The sequence below is a fragment of the Ruegeria marisflavi genome, from assembly GCF_025673445.1.
Classification (GTDB): Bacteria; Pseudomonadota; Alphaproteobacteria; order Rhodobacterales; family Rhodobacteraceae; genus Ruegeria_B; species Ruegeria_B marisflavi.
Genome location: NZ_JAOVQN010000014.1, coordinates 1 through 20,163 on the forward strand (window position 1 = coordinate 1; position 20,163 = coordinate 20,163).

At 63.9% G+C, this 20,163-nt stretch carries 18 protein-coding genes and 1 tRNA gene; 10 read left to right on the forward strand and 9 right to left on the reverse strand.

Annotation, left to right across the window (positions count from 1 at the left end; translation table 11 throughout):
• Positions 1-345: 345 nt before the first annotated feature.
• The 3 genes from msrQ to OEZ49_RS13900 all read right to left on the reverse strand — a co-directional run bounded on the left by msrQ (position 346) and on the right by OEZ49_RS13900 (position 3,501).
• The gene (gene msrQ, locus OEZ49_RS13890) at positions 346-939 is read right to left on the reverse strand and encodes a protein-methionine-sulfoxide reductase heme-binding subunit MsrQ (protein ID WP_263388871.1); all 594 of its coding nucleotides are present in this window, start codon (positions 937-939) and stop codon (positions 346-348) included.
• A 3-nt stretch (positions 940-942) separates the two neighbouring features.
• Entirely contained in the window at positions 943-1,842 is a 900-nt protein-coding gene (gene msrP / locus OEZ49_RS13895) for a protein-methionine-sulfoxide reductase catalytic subunit MsrP (protein WP_263388872.1), read from the reverse strand.
• Between the two features lie 105 nt (positions 1,843-1,947).
• The gene (locus tag OEZ49_RS13900; RefSeq protein WP_263388873.1) at positions 1,948-3,501 is read right to left on the reverse strand and encodes an FMN-binding glutamate synthase family protein; all 1,554 of its coding nucleotides are present in this window, start codon (positions 3,499-3,501) and stop codon (positions 1,948-1,950) included.
• Positions 3,502-3,614: 113 nt separating this feature from the next.
• On the opposite strand from OEZ49_RS13900, the gene OEZ49_RS13905 reads away from it, so the two are divergent.
• Positions 3,615-4,052 (forward strand): DUF302 domain-containing protein, encoded by a 438-nt coding sequence (locus OEZ49_RS13905; protein ID WP_263388874.1) that lies wholly within the window; start codon positions 3,615-3,617, stop codon positions 4,050-4,052.
• Positions 4,053-4,184: 132 nt separating this feature from the next.
• On the forward strand, positions 4,185-4,580 hold the full coding sequence (locus OEZ49_RS13910; RefSeq protein ID WP_263388875.1) for a hypothetical protein: 396 nt from the start codon (positions 4,185-4,187) through the stop codon (positions 4,578-4,580).
• Positions 4,581-4,583: 3 nt separating this feature from the next.
• Here OEZ49_RS13910 and OEZ49_RS13915 read toward each other — a convergent pair whose 3' ends face one another.
• Entirely contained in the window at positions 4,584-5,279 is a 696-nt protein-coding gene (locus OEZ49_RS13915; RefSeq protein ID WP_263388876.1) for a DUF6629 family protein, read from the reverse strand.
• Between the two features lie 158 nt (positions 5,280-5,437).
• Positions 5,438-8,056 carry an ATP-dependent chaperone ClpB gene (gene clpB / locus OEZ49_RS13920; protein WP_263388877.1) on the reverse strand — a complete coding sequence of 873 codons (2,619 nt, stop codon included), beginning with the start codon at positions 8,054-8,056 and terminating at the stop codon, positions 5,438-5,440.
• A 217-nt stretch (positions 8,057-8,273) separates the two neighbouring features.
• Between clpB and OEZ49_RS13925 the strand changes: the two genes are divergently transcribed.
• Positions 8,274-8,534, forward strand: a complete 261-nt coding sequence (locus OEZ49_RS13925) for a hypothetical protein (RefSeq protein WP_263388878.1) — start codon at positions 8,274-8,276, stop codon at positions 8,532-8,534.
• 174 nt (positions 8,535-8,708) lie between these two features.
• Positions 8,709-9,443: an orotidine-5'-phosphate decarboxylase gene (gene pyrF / locus OEZ49_RS13930; RefSeq protein ID WP_263388879.1), complete on the forward strand. Its 735-nt coding sequence runs from the start codon at positions 8,709-8,711 to the stop codon at positions 9,441-9,443.
• Between the two features lie 349 nt (positions 9,444-9,792).
• On the opposite strand, the gene OEZ49_RS13935 is transcribed toward pyrF, so the two are convergent.
• Entirely contained in the window at positions 9,793-10,227 is a 435-nt protein-coding gene (locus OEZ49_RS13935; protein WP_263388880.1) for an NUDIX hydrolase, read from the reverse strand.
• 68 nt (positions 10,228-10,295) lie between these two features.
• Here OEZ49_RS13935 and OEZ49_RS13940 point away from each other — a divergent pair, with 68 nt between their 5' ends.
• A complete protein-coding gene (locus tag OEZ49_RS13940; protein ID WP_263388881.1) occupies positions 10,296-11,558 on the forward strand; it encodes a DNA polymerase IV in 1,263 nt (420 codons plus the stop codon).
• A gap of 15 nt (positions 11,559-11,573) precedes the next feature.
• On the opposite strand, the gene OEZ49_RS13945 is transcribed toward OEZ49_RS13940, so the two are convergent.
• Positions 11,574-13,196, reverse strand: a complete 1,623-nt coding sequence (locus tag OEZ49_RS13945) for a DUF4139 domain-containing protein (protein ID WP_263388882.1) — start codon at positions 13,194-13,196, stop codon at positions 11,574-11,576.
• Between the two features lie 112 nt (positions 13,197-13,308).
• Positions 13,309-14,169, reverse strand: a complete 861-nt coding sequence (locus OEZ49_RS13950; RefSeq protein ID WP_263388883.1) for an N-formylglutamate amidohydrolase — start codon at positions 14,167-14,169, stop codon at positions 13,309-13,311.
• Positions 14,170-14,319: 150 nt separating this feature from the next.
• Here OEZ49_RS13950 and OEZ49_RS13955 point away from each other — a divergent pair.
• The 5 genes from OEZ49_RS13955 to OEZ49_RS13975 all read left to right on the forward strand — a co-directional run bounded on the left by OEZ49_RS13955 (position 14,320) and on the right by OEZ49_RS13975 (position 18,463).
• Positions 14,320-14,394: transfer RNA gene (locus OEZ49_RS13955), tRNA-Val, on the forward strand.
• A 77-nt stretch (positions 14,395-14,471) separates the two neighbouring features.
• Positions 14,472-14,597: a type B 50S ribosomal protein L36 gene (ykgO, locus tag OEZ49_RS13960; protein ID WP_011048967.1), complete on the forward strand. Its 126-nt coding sequence runs from the start codon at positions 14,472-14,474 to the stop codon at positions 14,595-14,597.
• A gap of 134 nt (positions 14,598-14,731) precedes the next feature.
• Entirely contained in the window at positions 14,732-16,339 is a 1,608-nt protein-coding gene (locus OEZ49_RS13965) for an arylsulfatase (RefSeq protein ID WP_263388884.1), read from the forward strand.
• 109 nt (positions 16,340-16,448) lie between these two features.
• Positions 16,449-17,456 (forward strand): Fe(3+) ABC transporter substrate-binding protein, encoded by a 1,008-nt coding sequence (locus OEZ49_RS13970; protein WP_263388885.1) that lies wholly within the window; start codon positions 16,449-16,451, stop codon positions 17,454-17,456.
• 131 nt (positions 17,457-17,587) lie between these two features.
• On the forward strand, positions 17,588-18,463 hold the full coding sequence (locus tag OEZ49_RS13975) for an adenylate/guanylate cyclase domain-containing protein (protein ID WP_263388886.1): 876 nt from the start codon (positions 17,588-17,590) through the stop codon (positions 18,461-18,463).
• 10 nt (positions 18,464-18,473) lie between these two features.
• Here OEZ49_RS13975 and OEZ49_RS13980 read toward each other — a convergent pair whose 3' ends face one another.
• A complete protein-coding gene (locus OEZ49_RS13980; RefSeq protein ID WP_263388887.1) occupies positions 18,474-20,141 on the reverse strand; it encodes an ABC transporter permease in 1,668 nt (555 codons plus the stop codon).
• Positions 20,142-20,163: the final 22 nt, after the last annotated feature.

Consider the following 20,163-nt stretch of genomic DNA (forward strand, 5'->3'; position numbering starts at 1 on the left):
TCAGCGCCGCCGGTGAGGGGCTATCTACGGTCTCTCTCCAACAGCCGCAAGAGCCTTTTTACAAAAAAATCAAAAAACTTCGATGGGTCCACGAAATCTCTTATTTTCATACACTTACGAAATCTCTGGATCGTTAAGACGCCCCACCAGAAACCTCTCGCACCCTGAACCCACTCGCCGATATCTTTCGAACGATACCTCACAAGCCCACATCTTGTGCCCTAGCAGCCAACAAACACCATAACAGGGCGACCCAAAGACCCGACACCGTCCAAAAACGTTACACGCCCACGGAATCACCCAACGGCTTTCGACCGACGGAAAATTGCGCCTAGAGGACTGAGATCACAAAGCTGTTCGGCGCCGTAAGTCCGGCAACCTCAGCCCAAGCAGCAGCAGGACCATACCAAGATAGATCAGTGGCTCGAACTGAAATCCCTTGACCAGCATCAAATAGTGGATCGCCCCCAACAGAACGGCGGGATAAACCAACCGGTGCAACCGGCGCCACGCATTGCCGAGCCGCACCGACCAGTTGTTCGACGTCACCGCCAGTGGCAGCAACAGCGCGAACGCGGCCATGCCTATTGTGATATACGGACGTTTAACGATATCCGCCCAGATCTGCGCGGGGATCTGAACATCAAGCACCAGCCAGACAAGCAGGTGGCAGCTGACATAGTAGAATGCCAACACCCCGATTGCGCGGCGGAACTTGATCAGGTTGAGGCGAAGATAGCGGCGCAGAGGTGTAATCGCCAAACCGAACAACAATGCTTGTAAGGCCAGTTCGCCAAGGCGATGCTCGATCTCTTTCACGGGATCAATGCCCAGCTGCCCGTTTATGCCAAGCCACAGCCAAATCGGAACGGGCAATACTCCGACCGTATAGACCAGCCAAACCGGCACCCGGCGCAGATATCCATTCACACGATCCACGGTTCAGAAGTATTTCGCCAGATCCATACCTTCGTAAAGCCCGGCAACTTCTTTTTCGTAACCGTTGAACATCAATGTCGGCACCCGTTTTACAAAGAAACCGCCACCGATCTTGCGTTCGCTGGCCTGACTCCATCGCGGGTGGCTGACCTCGGGGTTCACATTGCTGTAGAACCCGTATTCACTGGGGATCGCCATGTTCCAGCTGGTCGGCGGCTCCTTGTCGGTCAGGGTGATCCGCACGATCGACTTGATCGACTTGAACCCGTATTTCCATGGCACCACCAGCCGCAGCGGCGCGCCGTTCTGGTTGGGCAGCGGCTTGCCGTAGATGCCGGTCGCCATCAGGGTCAGCGGGTGCATCGCCTCGTCGAGGCGAAGACCCTCGCGATAGGGCCAATCCAACACCGGATAGCGGGTGCCGGGCATTTCCTCGGGCCGGTAGAGCGTTTCAAAGGCGACGTATTTCGCCCCCTCCTGCACCCCGGCCATGGCAAGCAGATCGGCCAGTTCGAACCCGTTCCAGGGGATCACCATCGACCAGGCCTCGACGCAGCGGAACCGATAGATTCGCTCCTCGACCGTCATTTCCGACATAATGTCCTGAAAATCATAGTCGCCGGGCCGGTCGACCATGCCGTCGATCTTGACCGACCAGGGTTTGGTGGTCAGCAGATGGGCGTATTCCGCCGGATCGCCCTTGCCGGTACCAAACTCGTAGAAGTTGTTGTAACCGGTGATCTCTTCCCAACTGTTCGGCTCGAGCGTTTCTGCCCTTGCCCGTCCGGCAACCGCGCTCAGGCCGCTTGCGGCCAGACCAGCCAGCACATGGCGGCGGTTCAAGAAAGTGGCCTCGGGCGTGATGTCGGCACGGCTAAGGTCATTGTTCCAGCGATGGGCCATCGGGCACTCCGTTACTTCCACATTCAAAGAGTGTAGAGCCGACGGACCGAACCGCCAACGCAACTCGCTTCACAGCTGCGTTGCCAGCCTGAAACAATTGACGCGTCAAACAATGCCGAGACGCTTCAACCCCTCCTCGAACTGCTTGTTGCCGCGCGCCCGAGCGGTGCCCTCGGCGCCGAGCAATACCGAAGGGTAGAGGTCATTCATCTGTACCGAGGTTCCATCGTCGCAGACGATCCGGACATGCCGCCGGCGCATCTGCCGGGGCTCGGCCACGCCGACCGAATGGGCGATGGTCTCGACCTCGCCAATCACCGAACGCGCATAGGCGGCCACTCGTTTTTCCTTTTCCGGCACCACAAGCCCCTTCTGCAACGAGGGGATATGGGTGGTGATCCCTGTCGGACAGGTGTTCTTGTTGCACTTGAGCGCCTGGATACATCCCAAAGAGAACATGAACCCGCGCGCCGACGCGATGAAGTCGGCGCCCAGGCAAATTGCCCAGGCGACGTCCCCTGGCGCGACCAGCTTGCCGGCGGCGATGATGCGGATGCGGTCGTGTAGGCCCGCGAGGTCGCGCAGGTCGACCATGCGGATCAGCGCCTCGCGCAACGGCAGGCCCACTAGGTCGATCAGGGGCATCGGGGCCGCGCCGGTCCCGCCCTCGCCGCCATCGACCGCGATGAAGTCCGGCGCGCTGTCGTCGCCGCGTTCGCGGATTTTGCGAAAGAACTCGAACCAGGGGTCGGCCGAACCCATGCAGGTCTTGATCCCAACCGGTTTTCCGGTGACCTCGCGCACGTGATTGATCAGGTCGAGCAACCCGTCGAAATCGTCAACCTCGCGGTGGCGGTTGGGCGAGATCGCGTCCTTACCCATTGGAACACCACGGATTTTCGAAACTTCCTCGTCGATCTTGGCGGCGGGCAGGATGCCGCCCTTGCCCGGCTTGGCGCCCTGGCTCAGCTTGATTTCGAACATCTTGACCTGCGGCAGCGCCGCCACCTCGCGCAGTTTCTCGTCGCTGAGGTTGCCGTCGGCGTCCCGCACTCCGAACTTGGCCGTGCCGATCTGGAAAACGATGTCGCAGCCGCCTTCAAGGTGGTAGGGAGATAAACCCCCTTCTCCGGTGTTCAGCCAGACCCCGGCCACCTTTGCGCCGCGCGACAGGGCCCTGACCGCAGGCTTGGAAATCGCGCCATAGGACATGCCGGAAATGTTGAAAAAGGACGGCGCCAGATAGGGTTGGCGGCAGGTCGGGCCGATCAGCATCGGCGCGGTCGTGGCATATTGGTCGTCCAGTGGGGGAAAGGGTGCGTTCATGAAAATCGGGGTGCCGGGGATGTTCAGGTTGCGCGTGGAGCCGAAGGCCACCGTGTTCCCCTTGGCCTCGCTGGCGTTGTAGACCCAGTTGCGCTGTGCCCTGTTGAACGGCATCTCCTCGCGGTCCATGGCAAAGAAATACTGCCGGAAGAACTCTCCTAACTCTGTGAAAATATTACGAAATCTTCCAATTACCGGATAGTTCCGACGGATCGCATCCTGGGTCTGGAACCTGTCTATGACAAAAAAGATCACCAGCAGCAGCGCGGCCAGGCCAAGGACGCCGATGAAGATGATGGCCATGACCTCGATGGAATTATACGCGAAACCCATGCCGGAACTCCGATATATTGATATGTCTCAAGGACGGATGTGATCTGTGGTTCAAGACTGTAACCGATTGGCGCATCGTGCAAGCCGCGTCACATCACAAAGGGAGAAGCGCTATGAAACAGTTAATGCTGGCACTGACACTTGCGGCGACCGCAACCGCCGTATCCGCTCAGGAGATGGTAACCTATTCAACTAACGAGAGTTTTTCCGATGTGGCCTTTGCCGTCGAAAGCGCCATCGTCGGTCGCGGGTTGGTCATAGACCATGTCAGCCACGTCGGCGACATGCTGGAACGGACCCGGGCCGACGTAGGATCGGAGGTGGTTCTGTTTGAAAAGGCCGAGGTTTACACGTTCTGCTCGGCCACCGTGTCGCGCCGGGTGATGGAGGCGGACCCGATGAACATCGTGTTCTGCCCCTATGGCATCTTCGTCGCTCAGAAGGCCGGATCAGAAGAGGTTATGGTCGGGTTCCGAGGCTATCCCGAGGGGCCGTTGCAGGAGGTTCAAGGGCTGTTGGACGGAATCGTGCGCGAGGCCGTCGACCAGTAGATCCGGGCCGAATTGACCGTTTTGTACGCCGCCCCGGGGCGGGATTGACCGTTTTGTACCAAGAAAGAACGGCCAATTTCGATCCGCCTCGGGCATCCGGGCGTATTCCTTTCAGAGGAAAGGAGTGCCCTGATGCCGAGAGTTGGCCTGTATCGCGTTGCAAGTCTGGCAACCGTTTTGACCGCGACCGCGGTGATGGCGGGAAACGAATCCCGTTCGGCCGCCTATCCGGTGGCGGGCGGGTTGATCGAGGTGGTGGCCGCGTTTTCCGAAAACGCGATCTATTGGTGCGGGGTGGGCGACCATGCGCTGACAAGGTTGGGCATGCCCGGCAGCCAGCGGATCTATGTCTGGCAGGGGCCATCGCCCAGCCTTGCCCGGCCGGGCGAGCGGGCGGTGACCTTTGGCTTTGCGCCGCCGCCTCAGGGAAGCGCCCCTGCCCTGACCAATGATGTCGGGATCATCGGCAACACGCTGACGGTCAGCCAGGCCAAGAAGACCTGCGACGAGCGGACCGCCAGCGGTTAAGGCTCAGGACTGGGTGCGCCGCGCCGGGTCGCCCGCGCGGTCGTCGCGCGCCAGAGCATACATCATGTAGACGATGTAACCCGAGATCAGCGCGGCCAGGAAACACCAGATCGAGGTGAAGGCATAAGCGGCAAAGACAAAGCCCGCCGCGACCGAGGCCACGATCAGCGCGCCAAAGATGCGCACCTGCCGATGGGAGGATCCCAGCAACGGCAGGCAGATCACCAGGGCGTAAACCAGCCGTACGACTGTCTTGGCGGCCTCGCCCGGGAACATGACCGGGTTCTCGTACTGGATCGAATGCCGCACCAGACAGATGTCGAGCGTGTCCGGATCGACCAGCACCGGCAGGTACAGCGCCGCACCAAGGCAGAAGCCAAAGGCGGACAGTCCCTCAAACAGGCGTTGGCGAGTGCGGTCAGGCTCGACCAGGGCCGCAGAGAGTGGCACCCAGAAGGGCCAGAACCAATAGGCGAAGAACAGAAACACCAGCGCCGCGCCGCCGGGCTGTGCCACGTCCGGGCTGTCAAGCGACAGCCACAGGACGCCCTCGGACATCTGCTGGATGCCGAAGAGCAGGGGAAATGCCCCAAAGCCGAGGAACCGCGACCGCAGGTCGCGCGCCCTGCGCAACGAGACCGCCCCGCCCGCGATCAGGACGGTGCCGGCGACAAAGCTTGCGGTGGCGGAAAAGCACATGGGAGCCTCCTTGGCGCAAGCTTAGGCGACATGAGCGGGAGGGGCAAACGCCCGGTTGTCCGGGCGGCTCCTTTCGTTGGCAGGGATGCTCAACCGACAATGCCGGATAAGAAAAGGCCCGCCAGAACTGGCGGGCCTTTCTGTTGCAGTGTCGCGGATCAGTGGACCACGGCGTCATCCGGCCGCGGGCGGTTCAAGCTGACCACCCGGTCGCCAATGATCAGCCCCTCGTCCCCGGCGGTGATGGCGATGGTCTCGCCGTCCTTGATCTCGCCGGCCAGCAGCTTCTCGGCCAGCGGGTTTTGCAGGTCGCGCTGGATTACGCGCTTGAGCGGGCGGGCGCCATAGACCGGGTCATAGCCCGCATCTGCCAGCCAGGTCCGCGCCGCGTCGTCCAGCTCCAGCCCGATCTTGCGATTGGCCAGACGCTTGGCCAGGCGGCCCAGCTGGATCGACACGATCCCGTCCATATCGGCGCGCTTGAGCCGGTCGAAGATGATCGTCTCGTCGAGCCGGTTCAGGAACTCGGGCCGGAAATGCGCGCGGACCGCATCCATCACGTCACGCCGGGCGGCGCTGGCGTCGGAACCTTCGGGCAGCTGGCTGAGCGCCTGGCTGCCGAGGTTCGAGGTCAGCACGATCAGCGTCTGCTTGAAGTCGACATGGTGGCCCTGACCGTCGGTCAGCATGCCGTCGTCGAGCACCTGAAGCAGGACGTTGAATACGTCCGGGTGGGCCTTTTCCACCTCGTCGAACAGCACCACCTGATAGGGCCGACGGCGGACCGCCTCGGTCAGCACGCCGCCCTCGTCATAGCCGACATAGCCCGGAGGCGCGCCGATCAGGCGGGCGACCGAGTGTTTCTCCATGAACTCGGACATGTCGATGCGCACCATCGCGGCGTCGTCGTCAAAGAGGTATTCGGCCACGGCCTTGGTCAGTTCGGTCTTGCCCACACCGGTGGGCCCGAGGAACAGGAACGAACCCAGCGGCCGGTTCTCGTCGTTGAGCCCCGCGCGTGCCCGGCGCACCGCGTTGGCCACGGCTGTGACGGCCGCGTTCTGGCCGATGACGCGCTTGTGCAGCTCGTCTTCCATACGCAGAAGCTTTTCCCGCTCGCCTTCGAGCATCTTGGAGGTCGGGATGCCGGTCCAGCGTTCGACCACTGCCGCGATCTGTTCGGGGCGCACGGTTTCCTCGGCCATCAGGCCGGTATCCTCGCGGGTTTCAGCATCGGTCAGCTGCTTTTCTAGCCCCGGGATAATGCCATAGCTAAGCTCGCCGGCACGGGCCAGGTTGCCTTCGCGCTTGGCGATTTCCAGTTCGGCGCGGGCCCGGTCGAGCTGTTCCTTGAGGTCGCGCGCCGAGGCCAGCTTGTCCCGTGCCGCCTGCCATTGGGCGGTCATCTCGGCGCTGTGCTCCTGCAAATCGGCAAGGTCCTTTTGCAGCGTGGCAAGCCGATCTTTCGATGCGGCATCGTCCTCGCGCTTCAGCGCCTCTTCCTCGATCTGCAATTGCAGGATCTGGCGGTCGAGCTGGTCAAGCTCCTCGGGCTTGCTGTCGACCTCCATCCGCAGGCGGCTGGCCGCCTCGTCCATCAGGTCGATCGCCTTGTCGGGCAGGAACCGGTCGGTGATGTAACGGTGGCTGAGCGTTGCCGCCGAAACCAGCGCCGAGTCGGAGATGCGCACGCCGTGGTGCAGCTCGTATTTCTCCTTGATGCCGCGCAGGATGCTGATCGTATCCTCGACGGTCGGTTCCTCGACCATCACGGGCTGGAACCGGCGGGCCAGGGCCGCGTCTTTTTCCACGTATTTGCGGTATTCATCCAGCGTGGTGGCACCGATGCAGTGCAATTCGCCGCGCGCCAGCGCCGGTTTGATCAGGTTGGCCGCATCCATCGCGCCGTCGGATTTACCGGCACCCACCAGCGTGTGCATCTCGTCGATGAACAGGATGATCTCGCCTGCCGCTGCCGTCACTTCGTTCAGCACGGCCTTGAGCCGTTCCTCGAACTCGCCACGATATTTCGCGCCGGCAATCAGCGCGCCCATGTCGAGAGCCAGGAGCTTCTTGTCGCGCAGGCTCTCGGGCACATCGCCATTGACGATGCGCAGCGCCAGGCCCTCGGCGATGGCGGTCTTGCCAACGCCCGGCTCACCGATCAGGACGGGGTTGTTCTTGGTCCGGCGGCTGAGCACCTGCATCGAGCGGCGGATTTCCTCGTCGCGCCCGATGATCGGGTCGATCTTGCCCTCGGCGGCGGCCTCGGTCAGGTCGCGGGCGTATTTCTTGAGCGCGTCATAGCCCTCTTCCGCGCTCGCCGTGTCGGCGGTGCGGCCCTTGCGGATGTCGTTGATCGCCTCGTTGAGCTTTTGCGCGGTGACGGCACCGGCATCCAGCGCCTCCTTGGCCTTGGATTTGACCATGCAGAGCGCCATCAGGATGCGTTCGACCGGAACAAAGCTGTCGCCCGCCTTCTTGGCGATCTGCTCAGCCTCGTCCAGCACCTTGGCGGTCTGGCCGTCAAGATAGACCTGGGCCGCTTCGCCGCTGACCTTGGGCAGTTTCGACATCGCCACGTCCAGCGCCTCGACCACGCGCGAGGGCGCGCCACCGGCGCGGGTGATCAGGTTGCTCGCCAGCCCCTGATCGTCATCCATCAATGCCTTGAGAAGGTGTTCGGGCGCCAGCCGTTGGTGCCCCTCGCGCAGTGCAATGGTCTGCGCCGCCTGCACGAAACCGCGTGCACGCTCGGTGAACTTGGACAAGTCCATCTTTCTCTCCTTTTCCAAGCGCCCTGTCTTGCCTGCGCCTGCCCGGCAGCACGCGGCGGTATGGGCCTCGAAACCAATCTGGGAACTATTCCCCCGGCTTCAAGAGCTTGACCCCAAGAAGCCTCAATCTGATACAGTTTTCGCTATTTTCCCCTATTGTCGCCCCTATTTGGCAATATTTCCGGTGTCACATGGTTCCAGAACATGGAGACTCGTGATGTTGATCACCAATATCGAAATCTCGCGCTACAGTTATTGCGCCAACACCTCGCGCCATTCCGCCAGCGTCTGCCTGACGCTTGCCGACCGGATCGTGACGCTGTTCTGCTCGCTGGACCTGCCCGGAGAGGCGAACCCGGTGGCGCGCGCGCAGGCCTTTGTCGGCGACGCGTTGCGGCAGATGCGACGGATGCCTGAATTCCGCTCGGGCAAGCAGGAGCTCCGGATCGACGAAGGCCTGGCCCTGGGCGCGGCGTAACGCGGTCGACGTGCCCGCGCCGCGCGGATGCGCGGCGCCCGGCCCAAGGCTGTAATGCCCCTTCAAGGGGGCGTTCAGGCGCGGAAGCGCACCTTGCGGGTGCATTCCGATCCGCGCTTGCCTCGGCAGAATACCCCGATTATGTACGGGCGACCCCTGCCGGAGGATCCCCAGATGACCGATACCCCCCTTGCCGACGATCGCCTGATCGTCGCCCTTGACGTACCCAATGCGCTGGACGGGCTGAACATGGCCGAACGGCTGGGCGACATGGTATCGTTCTACAAGATCGGGCTGGGCATGCTTACGGGCGGTGGGCTGGCGCTGGCCAACGAGCTGAAACAGGAACATGGCAAGCGCATCTTCCTGGACATGAAACTCTTCGACATCGGTAACACGGTCGAGGCCGCGGTGCGCGGGCTGGCACAGTACGATCTGGATTTCCTGACCGTGCATGGCGATCCGCATGTGGTGCGCGCCGCCAAGGAAGGCGCCGCCGGCAAGGACCTGAAGATCCTTGCCGTGACCATCCTGACCTCGCTGGAACGCGCCGACCTGGATGCCGGGCTGATGATGCCTGGCACGGTCAGCGAGTTGGTGATCGAACGCGCGGCACGCGCCTTTTCGGCAGGCGCCGACGGGATCATCGCCAGCCCGCAGGAGGCCGCCGCCATTCGCGCCCTGCCCGAGGCGGACGGGCGGCTGATCGTGACCCCGGGTGTGCGCCCTGCGGGCGCAGACTTGGGCGACCAGAAACGGGTGGCCACGCCCGCCAATGCCATCGCCGATGGTGCCGATCACATCGTGGTCGGCCGCCCTGTGGTCCGCGCCGCCGACCCGCGCGCCGCGGTCGCGGCGATCCTGCGGGAAATGACTTCGCCACAAGCCACCGCCCCGAACCGGGCCTGAGGCCCTGCAGACACCGCCGCACCGGGTGCGGCGGCACCGCAAAAATTTCTTGCCTTGTGCAGCGCCTGCGGCATCGAGTGACCTTACGTCACCCAAGATTCTCGCCTAACGGCCTGAAAAACCGGACTTTCCGCCGATTCCGCGCCATTTTGCCGCTGTGCCCCCAAAAACACATTAAAAAGGCGAGTTTCGGTCTGTTGGGACTCCGGCCTACTCCACCACCGGATTTTCGGCGACCCTTACACTTGAGACACTCCCCAACGAACCATGTCTTCCTGAGGTTCGTTACCTCCCCCCGCCCAGCGTGCGGGGGGCCTTTCTCAACAAAATCCCGGTTCAGGCGTCTTGTTCAGGCCCGGCGCTGATACTCAGGGCTGCCAAGATAGATGTCCAGCTGTTCGGCGAAATGCGGCACCGCTTTGGGATGGCGTATGTAGTCGCATGGCTCCATCAGCTGCCACTCCTGACCTTCGTCGCCCAGCACCACCTGGGCGCTCCAGGTTGCGGGAAGATGCGCCGCGAAGAACCAGATTCGGCCATGCGGCCGGAGGTAATTGACGCGCCAGATGACCTGATCGGCGGGGACAACCAGCCCGACCTCTTCGCGGGTTTCGCGCAGGGCGCAATCCAATGGGGTTTCATTGCCGTCGCGCCCGCCGCCGGGCAGGTCCCAATGATCAGGCCAAGGGATATCGGCCCGGTCATCGCGCCGGATCACCAGCAGTGATTGCCCGAGGAACAGGGCCAGCTTGGCGCCGGAAAACTCCGTCTGGTCCTGTGTCACCTTTTCTCTCCGCTGCGAGTCGGTCTAGATAGGAGAGATATAGCCCGTTCTCCGGTCGGATACACCCGATGACCTCTGCACCCGGACTTTGCCGCGAATGCCTGGCCCGGACCGGGGAGGCCCGACGCTGTCCGGTCTGTGGCAGCCCGCGGGTGCTGCGCCATCCCGAACTGGACGTGTTGACCATCGCGCATATGGATTGCGATGCCTTTTATGCCAGCGTGGAAAAGCGTGACAATCCGGACCTGGCCGACAAGCCGGTGATCATCGGGGGCGGCAAGCGCGGCGTGGTCTCGACCGCGTGTTATGTGGCACGGATCCGCGGCGTGCGCTCGGCCATGCCGATGTTTCAGGCGCTGAAGCTCTGCCCGGATGCGGTGGTGATCAAGCCGCGCATGTCGGTCTATGCCGAGGTGTCAAAACAGATCCGTGCGATGATGGACGAGCTGACCCCGGTGGTGGAACCCTTGTCGCTGGACGAGGCCTTTATGGACCTGTCGGGCACACAGCGGCTGCATGGGCATCCCCCGGCGGTCATGCTGGCGCGGTTGGTCAAGCGGATGAAGGACGAGCTGGGCGTGACCGGCTCGGTCGGGCTCAGCCACAACAAGTTCCTGGCCAAGGTGGCCTCGGACCTGGACAAGCCGCGCGGGTTCTCGGTGATCGGGCGGGCCGAGACGGCAGAGTTCCTGCGCGACAAGCCGGTGCGGCTGATCTGGGGCATAGGCCCGGCGGCGCAAGAGAGCCTGGAACGCGCGGGCATCCGCAGCTTTACCGACTTGTTGCGCTGGGATCAGGAGGCGCTGGTCGCCCGGTTCGGTGCGATGGGGCAGCGGCTGTGGCATCTGGCGCGCGGCGAGGATCACCGGCGCGTTTCGGCGCATGATCCGATCAAGTCGATCAGCAACGAGACCACGTTTTTCGAGGATACCGCGAATCTGGACGTGCTGGATGGCCATATCTGGCGGATGGCGGAGAAGGTGGCGGATCGGGCCAAGGCGCGCAGGCTGGCGGGGCGGGTGGTGACCCTGAAGCTGAAACGCGCCAATCACCGCATCCTGTCGCGGCAGCAAGCGCTGCGCGACCCGACGCAGATGGCCGACCGGATCTATCGCACCGCGCGCGCGCTGTTCGACCAGTTGGGGGATCAGGGACCTTACCGGCTCTTGGGCTGCGGGTTGTCGCATCTGTGCCCCGAGGCCGAAGCGGATGTCTCGGGCGACCTGCTCGACCCGCAGGCGGCGCAGCGGGCGCGCGCCGAGCGGGCCACCGACGAGATCCGTCGGCGGTTCGGGTCGGACGCGATCATCAAGGGGCGCGGGATGCGCTGAACCCGGTGCCGGGGGTCAGCGAAGGATCATGTCCAGCGGCCATTGCATGTCGTGCTTGAGCAGGATCGACTTTTCCGCACCCGGCGCCAAATCGAACCGCCATTCCAGCAGGCCCTGTTTGTCCTCCGGGTCTTCGATGTCCGGGCGTGGGGTGGCGGAATGGGTGATCACCAGATCCTCTTGCGTGGAGACCGGGACACGATCAAGCAGCCGGACGGGCCAGTTCCGGGCGCCCAGGTTTTCAATGGTGATCCGCACCTCTTCGCTGCTGGTGTTCGAACGGTTGATGATGCCGCTGTCGCCTTCGTTCTTGTCCAAACGGACGCGATCCAGCCGCAGATCCTCGACCGGACCAAAGGCCAGCGTCGCCTCGGCCCCGGCGGGGATCTGGTCTGTGTTTCCGCGCCCGATGAGGGTGTTGTCGAGCGAAAATCTGTTCTCGTAACTCTCGAAAATCGGCTCGGGCGAGGTGTTGGTGAACGTCGCCATCAGAAAGGCCGTTTCGTCGTGGAGCGGCACGGCACGGGCAAAGATCTCGGCCTCGAATCCCAGGGTATCGAGTGCAAGGCGTACCTGATCGACATTGTTGGCCACGGTGACGGGATTGGGAAAGGCATAGCTGGCCTCAACGTCGTTGAAGCTGGCATAGGCGACTGCGGTTTCGTCGACGATCATCGGCGCCTCGGCCAGCGGTTCGGCCAGGCTCTCTGTCCGTGACAGCAATTTCGGGGCGGGCTGCGGCGGGGCGGGTTTCTCGATCCGCAGCCATTGCGAGGAGAGATCATGGGGGGCGATGGTGTCGCTGATCCGCAGGGTGGACAGCGTCAGCATCACATCGCGCCAATCCTCGCCGCTGTATTGCGTGACTTCGGCGCCCCGCTTGATCGACAGCTGCACCGGTTCGGTCTGTGCCAGCGAGAATTCATAGGTGGGGCGCCAATCTGCCTCGACAAAATACGACAGCTCGATCTGCGCGGTGGTGGCGGTATCGGTACTGAGGGCGGCGGCGACCTGCACGCGATCCTCACCCGCCGTGAGCAGGGCGGCAAGCGCCTGTTGGGCATCCGTCAGGGCTTCTTCGAGATCTTCGCGGGCTTCGGCCATGCCGCGCAACTCCTGCCGGGCGGCCAGCATGTCGCGACGGGCTTGCAACACCCGGGTGCCGACGACCGAGACCAGATCGTCCAGCGCCGTGGCATCAGCCAGCAGCGCATCGCCCCCGCCCAGCCGTTCGAGAAAGGCGATCTGGGCGGCGGCGGCATCAGAGCGGTTGGTGACGGCCGTCTCGGCATCGGCATGCGCATCCAGCGCCGCCTGCGCCTCCTTGAGCGCAGCGCGCGCCGCCTCGATCGCGGGAGAGTCGGTGTCGGCCAGCGGGTCGAGCGCGCTGTCACGCAGCGAAACCGCGCCCAGAACCGCGCCCGAGACCGCGATTCGCGGGGTCTGGTGGGCGGCGCCCGGCGGCAGGTCGGGCAGAATGATCTGATGCGTGCCAGCGGGCAGATCCAGCGATATGTGGCGCGTGATCCGGGCAACCCCGGGATAGATGGTGACCTCCTGCGGGCTGCCGCGCAGAACAAACGTTTCGGCCAGTGCGGGAGAGGTAAGGCAGAACGCAAAAACGAGGGCGGCGCGCATGGCAAAGACTCCTTCAAACAGGCATCGGGGCGTGTTTTGCATTCGGGTCGGATTTTAGGAACCGCTTTCCTGGAAAGCCGCCCGGTTACCCTGATGCGACTGTTGGCCGCCCCTACTCGGCCGCCAGCGGCATGCGCTCTTGCCCGATGGTCGCAATATCGGCGACCACGGCGCGCAGAAGCGCACGCATCGCGTCGAAATTGGCGTTCGGGCTGATCGTCGCCTCGTCCATGTAAAGGGCTCGGTCGATCTCGATCTGGATGGCGTGCTGGCGGCGCGAAGGGCGGCCATAGGCCTGGGTCACATAAGCGCCGGCAAAGGGCGAATTGCGCACCACATGCAGGCCCGCGGCGGCAAAGGCGGCCTCGACCCGGTCGACCACCTCGGACGAGGCCGAGGCGCCGAACCGGTCGCCCAGGACCACTTCGGGTCGTTTGGAATGGGAACGGCTGGTGCCATCCAGCGCCTCGCGCGGCATCGAGTGGCAGTCGATCAGAATCGCCTGGCCAAACCGCGCATGCGATTCGTCCAGAAGCCGCTGAAGCCGGTTGTGATAGGGGCGCCAGACCTGATTGACGCGCGCGTTGGCCTCGGCCAGGGGCAGTTTGCCGCGATAGATCGCCCGCCCCCCGGCCACGACGCGGGGAATCACCCCCAGGCCCGAGGCGACGCGCGGATTGTGACCGCCCTTGCGCACGCCCTCGATCAGGGCCGGGTCCAGCTCGTCGGCGCTGCGGTTGAGATCGAGATAGGCGCGGGGCGCGACGGCGGTCAGAAACGGCGCGCCGAAATCGGGGGCGGCGTCGAACAGCGTGTTTACAAAGGCGTCCTCGGAGGAGCGAATCGCGTGATTGTCCAGTATGGTCTGCGTCAGGAAGGCAGGCGGGTAGTGCGAGCCGCTATGCGGCGAGGCAAAAACCACGCAGGAGGTGCGGTTTCCGGGCAGGGACAGATTGTAGGCGGCTTGGACCATGGACGCTCCTTGTTGAACAAAATCATAGACCGGAAAATAGTTCGGTCAAAAGCCCTTGATCCCCTCGCCGACTCCTTTTATAGACCCCGCTTACCGGCGCGGGCTACCGCGCCCCATTACGTTCTGGGGCAGGCACGCGACGGCAATCATGGGCGGTTAGCTCAGTGGTAGAGCACTACGTTGACATCGTAGGGGTCACAAGTTCGAACCTTGTACCGCCCACCATGATTTCACGCCTCTGTTCACACAGGGGACCCGCGTAACCCAGGCGCTGGCCCGCGCCGCAGGAATTGGAGACGACCATGAAGGTCAGGAACTCGCTCCGCTCGCTCAAGTCCCGCCACCGGGACTGCCGCGTCGTGCGTCGCAAAGGCCGCGTCTATGTGATCAACAAGACGCAGCGCAAGTTCAAAGCCCGCCAGGGCTGAACTGTCGCAAGACATTCGAGCTTCAATCAAAACCGCGCCTTTGGGCGCGGTTTTGTTGTTGCGGGGTGGCAATTTCCCGGTTCCCGCAACCGGCCGGGGCGCGATAGCCTTCTCTTGTGCAGGAGGAGGCCGCCATGTCCGACAAGCCCAACATCATTCTCATTCTCGCCGACGATCTGGGATTTGCCGATCTGGGCTGTACCGGATCCGAGATCCGCACACCTAACATCGACGGTCTGGCGCGCGACGGGGCGCTGCTGACGGCGATGTACAATTGCGCGCGATGCTGCCCGACGCGGGCGTCGCTGTTGACCGGGCTTTACCCGCATAATGCCGGGATCGGCCATATGGGGGCCGATCTGGGCACGCCCGCCTATCGCGGCTTTCTGCGCAACGACTGCGCCACCATCGCCGAGCATCTGCGGGCGGCGGGCTATCGCACCTGCATGTCGGGCAAGTGGCATGTGGGCGGGGATTTCATGGCGCGCGAGGTGGACAGCTGGCGGGTGGGCGATATCGACCACCCCACCCCGCGCCAGCGCGGGTTCGACCGGTTCTATGGCATCGTCGACGGCGTCACGCATTTCTTCTCGCCGCATTACATGCTGGAGGACGATACCCGCGTCGAAACCTTTCCGGACGATTTCTATTTCACCGACGCGATCACCGACAGGGCCATCGGCATGGTCGAGGAGGCGGTGGAGATGGAGCAGCCCTTCTTCCTCTACCTCGCCCATACCGCGCCGCATTGGCCGCTGCATGCGCATCCCGAGGATATCGCGCGCTATGACGGGGTCTATGGGCGCGGCTGGGACGCGCTGCGCAACAGCCGCCACGAGACGATGAACGCGATGGGCCTGTTTCAGACCAACTGGCAGATCAGCCCGCGCGACCCGGATGTCTGCCCCTGGGAGACCACGCCGCACAAGGATTGGGAAGCGCGCAAGATGGCCACCTATGCCGCCATGGTGGACCGGATGGACCAGTCCATCGGCACGCTCTTGGCGGCGCTGAAGCGAATGGGACAGTTCGACAACACGCTGATCCTGTTTCTCAGCGACAACGGGGGCTGCGCCGAATTCATGGCCGAGGATGGCTGGGCCAAGTTCTTTCCCGACACCACCCATGACGGGCGGCATATCGAGATGGGCAACCGGCCCGAGATCATGCCCGGCGGCGCGCTGACCTATCAGAGCTATGACAAGCCCTGGGCCAATGTGTCGAACGCGCCGTTCCGCAAGTTCAAGCATTATGTGCACGAGGGCGGCATCTCGACCCCGTTGATCGCCCATTGGCCCGGCAGGATCGCGGCACCTGTGCCGTTGCACGCCGCCTGTCATGTGGTCGATATCCTGCCGACGATCCTGGAAGTCGCGGGCGCGCAGCCGATTTCCGAGCTGGGCGGGCATGGGATGCAGCCCTTGCAAGGCGAGAGCCTGCTGGGCCTGCTGCGCGGCAAGGACTGGGAGCGCGCGCAGCCCATCTTTTTCGAGCACGAGGGCAACAGCGCCATTCGGTTGGGCCAGTTCAAGCTGGTGCGGCTGCACGGGCAGGACTGGGAGCTGTACGATATGGAAGGGGACCGGACCGAGCTGCACGACCTGATCCGGGGCGAGCCCGACCGGGCAAAGGCGCTGGTGGCCCAGTATCAGGACTGGGCCGACAAGACCGGCGTGCTGGACTGGGACATCGCCCTGCCCCGGCTGCTGGCGGCCTGGCAGATGGACAATGCCGAGGGGTGATTGCGGCCGAATTACCCGACTGAAATTATCGGTTTTGCCTTGCGTCCGCGTGAAAATCAGGTAATTGACTAAATCAGTCAGATAACTGGAATCGCGAGAGACCTCTGCCATGATGAAGACCACCACTGCAATCGCCGCCGCCCTGATCGCCACATCGGCTGTCGCCGAGGGCGAGCTGAACCTCTACTCGTCGCGCCACTACGACACCGACGAGCGCCTTTATTCGGATTTCGAGGCCGCCACCGGTATCCGCATCAACCGGATCGAGGGCAAGGCCGACGAGCTGGTCGCCCGGATGCAGGCCGAGGGCGCGAACTCGCCCGCCGACATCCTGCTCACCGTCGACACCTCGCGCCTGTCGCGCGCCAAGGAGGCGGGCATTCTGCAAGCCATCGACAGCCCGATCCTGGAAGAGCGTATTCCGGCCAACCTCCAGGACAGCGACAACCAGTGGTTCGGCTTTTCCCAGCGCGGGCGGATCATCTTTTTCGACAAGGCCGACGTGAGCGAACCGCCGATGACCTATGCCGACCTGGCCGACCCGAAATACAAGGGGCAGGTCTGTATCCGCTCGTCGACCAACGAATACAACCAGACCCTGCTGGCCGCCATCGTCACCCACGAAGGGCGCGACGCGGCCAAGGCCTGGGCCGAGGGCGTGGTTGCCAACATGGCGCGTGATCCGCAGGGCGGCGATACCGACCAATTGCGCGGCATCGTGTCGGGCGAGTGCGAGATTGCGGTGTCGAACACCTATTACTTTTCCCGCTCGATCCGGACCGATATCAAAGGCCTGTCCGACAGCCGCGACATGATCGGTTGGGTGTTCCCCGACCAGAGCGGCAATGGCGCGCATATGAACCTGTCGGGCGCCGGTGTCGCCGCCCATGCCCCCAACCGCGACAACGCGATCAAGTTCCTCGAATACCTGGCCAGCGATCAGGCACAGGTCTATTTCTCGGAAGGCAATGACGAGTATCCGGCCGTTTCCGGGGTTGAACTGGCCGCAAACGTCGCAGAGCTGGGAGAGTTCAAGGCCGATACGGTCAACCTGTCGGAAGTTGCTGCCAATATCCCCGAAGCGCAGAAGATCTTTAACGAGGTCGGCTGGAAGTAAACATTTCCGGGCGGAGCTTTGAGGCGCGGGGCCCTGCCCCGCGCCTTTTCATTTGCGCTGGCACCGGTGCCCGCGTACCCTGCGACCACCATTTTCTGACGTTTCGATTTAAAGTCCGTTGAGGGGCGATCATGCCGATGACATCCGTATTGCTTGCCGACATAACCGGCAGCACTGCGTTGTATGACAGGTTGGGACAGCACGTTGCGATGGAACGCGTCAGCACGATGCTGGCACGGTTGCGCGAGATTGCCGAGGGCAATGGCGGGCGTTGCATCAAGACGCAGGGCGACGATGCGCTCTGCCGGTTCGACGCCCCCGGCGCGGGCTATGTCGCGGCGCGACAGATGCTGTCGGAACCCTGGCCGCATGGGCTGAACCTGCATGCGGGTCTCTACTGGGGCGAGGCCGAGGAAACCCCGGGCGACATGTTCGGCGACGCGGTGAACGTGGCGGCGCGGCTGGCAACCCTGGCCAAAGCGGGCGAGATCCTGGCCGGGAACGCGGCGGTCGAGGCGCTGGACGACACAGCGCGCGAGGCATTCCTGCCGATCGGTCGGATCCGGCTGAAGGGCAAGGCCGAGGCGACCCGCGTTTATTCGATCACCCAGGGCGCCAGCGACGGGCGCACGACCATCGCCGGGGGCTTCGCGGCGCTGACACGGGCGCGCACCGAGAGCGCCGAGTTCCGCAGCGACGATGGTGTCTGGCACCTGACCGAGGGGCAGAGCCTGACGGTAGGGCGCGCCGAGGACTGTGACATAAGGCTGAGCGAACCCTGGGTGTCGCGTCAGCATGGCCGGCTGGAGCTGCGCGGTGCGGTGCTGGAATATGCTGACCATTCCAGCGCCGGCAGCGCGGTGCTGCCCGAGGACGGACCCGCAGTGGATGTGCATCGGCGGGCGGTGCCCTTGATGGGCACCGGCGTGCTGCTGTTCGGCACCGGCGACCAGAGCGCGGCGGGGGCGCGGCTGAGCTATGCCACCAACGACCTGATCCCCGAGTGAGGCGGCGCGGTTACTTTCCGCGGCCGACCTGGCGGCAGATCAGGATCACCGGCAAGAGGCCCACAGCGAGGATCACCAGCGAGGGCACGGCGGCACCTTCGAGCCGTTCGTCGCTGGCCAGGCGATAGGCCTGCACCGCCAGCGTGTCGAAATTGAAGGGCCGCATGATCAGAGTCGCGGGCAGTTCCTTCATCACGTCGACAAAGACGATGAGCAGCGCGGTCATAAGCGAAGGCGTCAGGATCGGCAGATGGATACGCCGCAGCGTGCCAAAGGGCGTCTGCCCCAGCGAGCGGGCGGCGGCGTCCATATTGGCGTGTACAGTGCTCTGCCCCCCCTCATAGGCGCTGAGCGCAGCGGCCAGGAAGCGCACCATATAGGCGGCAACCAAGAGCCAGATCGAGCCGGTGACCAAAAGGCCGGTGGAGACGCCGAAGGTGGCCCGCATCCAGGCGTCGAGCGCGTTGTCGAACGAGGCGAAGGGCACCATCAGGCCCACAGCGATCACGCCCCCCGGCACCGCATAGCCAAGCCGGGCGAGATAGGCCGAAATCTGGGCCGAGCGCCCGGGGCGGAGCCGCTGGAAAAAACCGACGCAGATCGCGGCCGTCACCGTCACAACGGCCGCCGTGCCCGCCAGGATCAACGAATTGCGGATAAAGCCGATATAGCGCTGCGACAGCAGGTCCTGTTCCGATTCCAGCCCCATCAGGACCAGGATCACCACCGGCAAGACAAAGCCCAGCAGGACGGGAATGGCGCAGAGCGTCAGCGCAGCCGCGGCGCGCCAGCCTTTCAGCTCGCCCGCGGGCATGGCAGCGTGGCGGCGGCCCGACTGGTAATAGCGCGCCTTGCCGCGCTGGGTGCGTTCGGCCACTGCCAGCAACAGGGCAAAGCCCAGAAGGCACAGTGCAAGCTGTGCCGCCGCTGCGCGGTCTGCCATCGAGAACCAGCTGGTATAGATGCCGGTGGCAAAGGTGCGCACGCCGAAATAGGCCACGGTGCCGAAATCGGCGATGGTCTCCATCACCGCGAGCAGCACGCCACCGGCGATGGCGGGCCGGGCCATCGGCAGCGACACCCGCCAGAACGCCGCCCAGGGGCTGGACCCCAGCGCACGGGCGGCAAGATAGGCGGTGGCGCTTTGTTGCAGGAAGGCGGCGCGCGCCAGCAGGTAGACGTAGGGGTAGAGCACGAGGATCAGCATCACCGCCGCGCCCTCGGTCGAGCGGATCTCGGGGAACCAGTAGTCGCGCGGTCCCCAGCCGGTGAGCTGGCGCAGGGTGGTCTGCACCACGCCAGGATGATCGAGCACGAAGGTATAGGCATAGGCCAGCACATAGGCCGGGAAGGCCAGCGGCAAGACCAGCGCAATCTCCATCAGGCGGACGCCGGGAAAGCGGGTCATCGTCACCAGCCAGGCCGCGCCGACGCCAAGGCAGAAGGTTCCGGCCGCCACCAGCAGCACCAGCAACAGCGTGGTCGCCGCGTATCCGGGCAGCACCGTGGACATCAGGTGGCCCAGCGTATCGGTCCCACCGGTCAGCGCCGCCAGCGCGACGGCGACCATCGGCAACAGGCAGGCTGCGGCAATGGCATAGGCAAGCCCGCCCAGAACGCGGGTTCCCAGCGCATTGCGGCGGCGCGAACCGTGTTCTGAATACTGGATCTCGGCCATGGTGGGTCTGGTACGGGGTTGC